This is a genomic window from Micropruina sp. (assembly GCF_027492755.1).
Classification (GTDB): Bacteria; Actinomycetota; Actinomycetes; order Propionibacteriales; family Propionibacteriaceae; genus Micropruina.
Genome location: NZ_JAPUED010000026.1, coordinates 1 through 3,643 on the forward strand (window position 1 = coordinate 1; position 3,643 = coordinate 3,643).

General features: G+C 68.0%; 3 protein-coding genes. 2 read left to right on the forward strand and 1 reads right to left on the reverse strand.

Annotated elements, in window-relative coordinates:
• Positions 1–1,195, reverse strand: a 1,195-nt coding sequence (gene serS, locus Q0066_RS01540) for a serine--tRNA ligase (RefSeq protein ID WP_298129379.1), incomplete at its 3' end; no start/stop codon positions are given.
• Between the two features lie 48 nt (positions 1,196–1,243).
• Here serS and Q0066_RS01545 point away from each other — a divergent pair.
• Together Q0066_RS01545 and Q0066_RS01550 are read left to right on the forward strand one after the other, a co-directional pair.
• Entirely contained in the window at positions 1,244–2,170 is a 927-nt protein-coding gene (locus Q0066_RS01545; protein ID WP_298129381.1) for a Dyp-type peroxidase, read from the forward strand.
• 90 nt (positions 2,171–2,260) lie between these two features.
• The coding region (locus tag Q0066_RS01550) for a diacylglycerol kinase family protein (protein WP_298129383.1) at positions 2,261–3,643 on the forward strand (1,383 nt) is incomplete at its 3' end.

Sequence of the window (3,643 nt, forward strand, 5' to 3'; positions counted from 1 at the left end):
GCTGGTGGTTCTCCAGCAGCAGGATGATCATCCGGGTCATCGCGCACAGGGTGCCGTTCAACGTCGCCACCGACTCGATGCCGGTCTCGGTGCGCATCCGGATGTTCAGCCGGCGGGCCTGGAAGGTGGTGCAGTTCGAAGTCGAGGTGATCTCGCGATACTTGCCCTGGCTGGGGATCCAGCCGTAGCAGTCGTACTTGCGGGCCGCGCTCAGGCCGAGGTCGCCGGAGGCCACTTCGAGCACCTGGAACGGCAACTCGAGCGCGGTGATGAACTCCTTCTCGAACTCCAGCAGCTTGCGGTGCAGGGCGTCCGCCTCGTCGGGACGGCAATGTACGAACATCTCGACCTTGTCGAACCAGTGCACCCGGAAGATGCCCTTGGTGTCCTTGCCGTAGCTGCCCGCCTCGCGCCGGTAGCAGGGCGAATACCCGGCATACAGCCGGGGCAGCGTGGCGGCGTCCAGGATCTCGTCGCTGTGATAGGCGGCCAGCGCCACCTCGGAGGTGCCGACCAGGTAGAGGTCGTCGGCCGGCAGGTGGTAGACGTCCTGGGCGGCCTGGCCGAGGTACCCGGTGCCCTCCATAGAGGACGGCTTGACCAGCGCCGGCGGCAGGATGGGGGTGAATCCCCACTCCATCGCCTTCGCCATGGCCAGGTTGATCAGCGCCAGCTCGAGCATCGCCCCTTGTCCGGTGAGGAAGTAGAAGCGAGCGCCGGAGACCTTCGCGCCGCGCGGGATGTCGATCGCGCCGAGCAATTCACCCAGCTCGAGGTGGTCCCGTGGGGTGAAGCCTTCGGCCTCGAAGTCGCGCGGGGTGCCGTGGGTCGAGACCACCACGAAGTCGTCCTCGCCACCGCGCGGGACGTCGTCGAAGACAGGGTTGGGCAGCGCCAGCATCAGCTCGTCGAACCGCGCCCCGGCTTCGGTGGCAGCAGCGTCCGCGGCCTTGACCTGCGCCGCAAGCTCCCGGGTGCGGGTGATCAGCGCCGCCTTCTCGTCGCCCTTGGCGCGCGCGACGTCCTTGCCGAGCGACTTCTGCTCGGCCCGCAACGACTCGAACGCGGCGATCGAGGAGCGTCGAGCCTCATCAGCGGCGATCAGCTCGTCGACCAGCGCGACGGACTCGCCACGCGCCTCTTGTGCGGCTCGCAGACGATCGGGTTCGGTGCGCAACAATTTCGGGTCGATCACCCGCTCAGCCTATCGGCAGGCTCCGCGCCTCCCGTTACGCTCAGGACCGTGGACAGCATCTCTCAACCCGTTGTCGTACTGCCTTCCGAGGCGGCCATCGTCTTGGTGATGACCATCTCGGAGGGCCAGGAGCAGGCCGTCCGCGCGGCCCTCGGCGACGTCACCTCGATCATCCGGGCAGTCTGTTTCCGCTACCCGGACGCCGTCACGACCTGCGTCGCCGGAATCGGCTCGCAGGCGTGGGACAGGTTGTTCCCCGGCGAACCGAAACCCAACGGTCTGCACCCTTTCGTCGAGTTGAACGGTCCGGCCCACCACGCGCCGTCCACCCCGGGCGACCTCGTCTTCCACATCCGCGGCCAGCGGTTCGACCTGTGTTTCGAACTGGCCCATCAACTGACCCTCCGACTGGACGGCCTGGCTGTGGTCGCGGACGAACTGCAGGGCTTCCGGTACTTCGACGAGCGCGACCTGCTCGGCTTCGTGGACGGCACCGAGAGCCCGACCGGGATCGAAGCCGACCGGACGGCCTATGTCGCCGACGGCCCGTTCGCCGGCAGCAGCTACCTGATCGTGCAGCGCTACCTGCACGACCTGACCAGCTGGGAACGGCTCACCGTCGAAGAACAGGAGCGGGTGATCGGACGCCACAAGCTCAGCGACATCGAGATCCCCGACGACAAGAAGGCGCCGGACTCGCACGTCGCCCTGAACAGCATCACCGCGCCGGACGGCACCGACCGCCAGATCGTCCGCGAGAACATGCCGTTCGGCTCGGTCGGCAGCGGCACGTTCGGCACTTACTTCATCGGCTACGCGGCCGACGTGACGACGATTGAAGAGATGCTGCGGCACATGTTCCTCGGCGACCCGGCCGGCAGCAATCACGACCGCATCCTCGACTTCTCCACCGCGGTCACCGGCAGCCTGTTCTTCATTCCGACCATCGACTTCCTGGACGCCCAGGGCGGCTAGTGCTGCCCGGCTGACGCACAGCACAGGAACCTCGCTGCGGCGACACCGAGTTCGACGTCCGCGGCGGCGTCCGTGATGACACAATGACGCATGCGCAGCCGTCGGCCGGGCTTGGGCCTGATCGCCACCATCGGCTTCGCTGCGGGCTTCGCGGTCTGGACGGCGCTGCTGTTCACCGGCGCGCTCACCACGCTGGATGCGGTCCAGGCGCCCGCGCCGCGCTGGCAGAACCACATCATTCAGATCGCCGCCGCGGTCGCCATCGTGTTCCATCCGGTGGTGGTGAACTGTGCGCTGGCCGGCATCGCGATCTGGGCGTTCCGGCGCCGACTGCGCAACCTGACCGTCGGCATACTGCTGGCCATCGCGCTCGGCTGGGCCGGTCACGAACTGACCCGCACCCTGATCGCCCGCCCGCGACCGCCGGACACCCTCACCGAACTGATCGGCAACAGCGGCTACTCCTACCCCTCGGGGCACATGGTCGGCATCGTGACCGCCGCCCTGGTGGTCATCGCCACCACGACCACCACCAAGCAGCCGCGCTCGGTGATCGAACTCTGGCGTTGGCTCGGCGTGGCGCTGATTCTGCTGGTGGCGTTCGACAGGTGGCTGCTGCACGCGCATTGGATCAGTGACCTGGTCGGGGGTGCGCTGTTCGGCGGGTTCACTGCCAGCCTCGCGCTCACCGTCACCCGGGTGCACATGCAGCCGGAACGTCCGACCCGGGCCGCCGTGCTGGCGGCCAAGAACCCGCGACGCTGCGCCATCGTGGTCAACCCCACCAAGATTCCCGACTGGGCGGCCTTCCGGCGGCATGTCGAGGGCGATTGTCGTGAATACGGCTGGACGCCGATGTTCCTGGAGACCACCCCCGACGATCCCGGACGCGGCATGACCCGGCGAGCTCTCGAGGCGGGCGTCGAGTTGGTAATGGCGGCCGGCGGCGACGGAACGGTGCGGGTGGTGTGTTCCGAACTCGCCGGCTCCGGCGTCCCGCTCGGCCTGTTGCCTTCGGGCACCGGCAATCTACTCGCCCGCAACCTCCGTATTCCGCTGGACGAGGCCGAGGCGCTCCGGGTGATCCTGGGCGGACGCCAGGACCGGATCGACTTGGTCGAGGTGACGATCGACGACGCCGAGCCCGAGCACATCGCGGTGATGGCCGGGATGGGCCTGGATGCACGGATCATGAGCGGCACCGACGAAGGCCTGAAGAAGGTCCTCGGACCGGCCGCCTATGTGATGGCCGCCGGCGACGCGGCCAACCTGCCGTCCTTCGACGTGACTGTGACGCTCGACGAGGGCGAGCCGATCGAGCGCCATGCCGGCCTGGTGATGGTCGGCAACGTCGGGCAGTTGCAGGGCAACGTCCAACTCCTCCCGGACGCCCAGTTCGACGACGGGCTGCTCGACCTGTTCGTCGCCTCCCCGGCGAGCGTGGCGGACTGGCTGCGGATCACCACCAGCGTG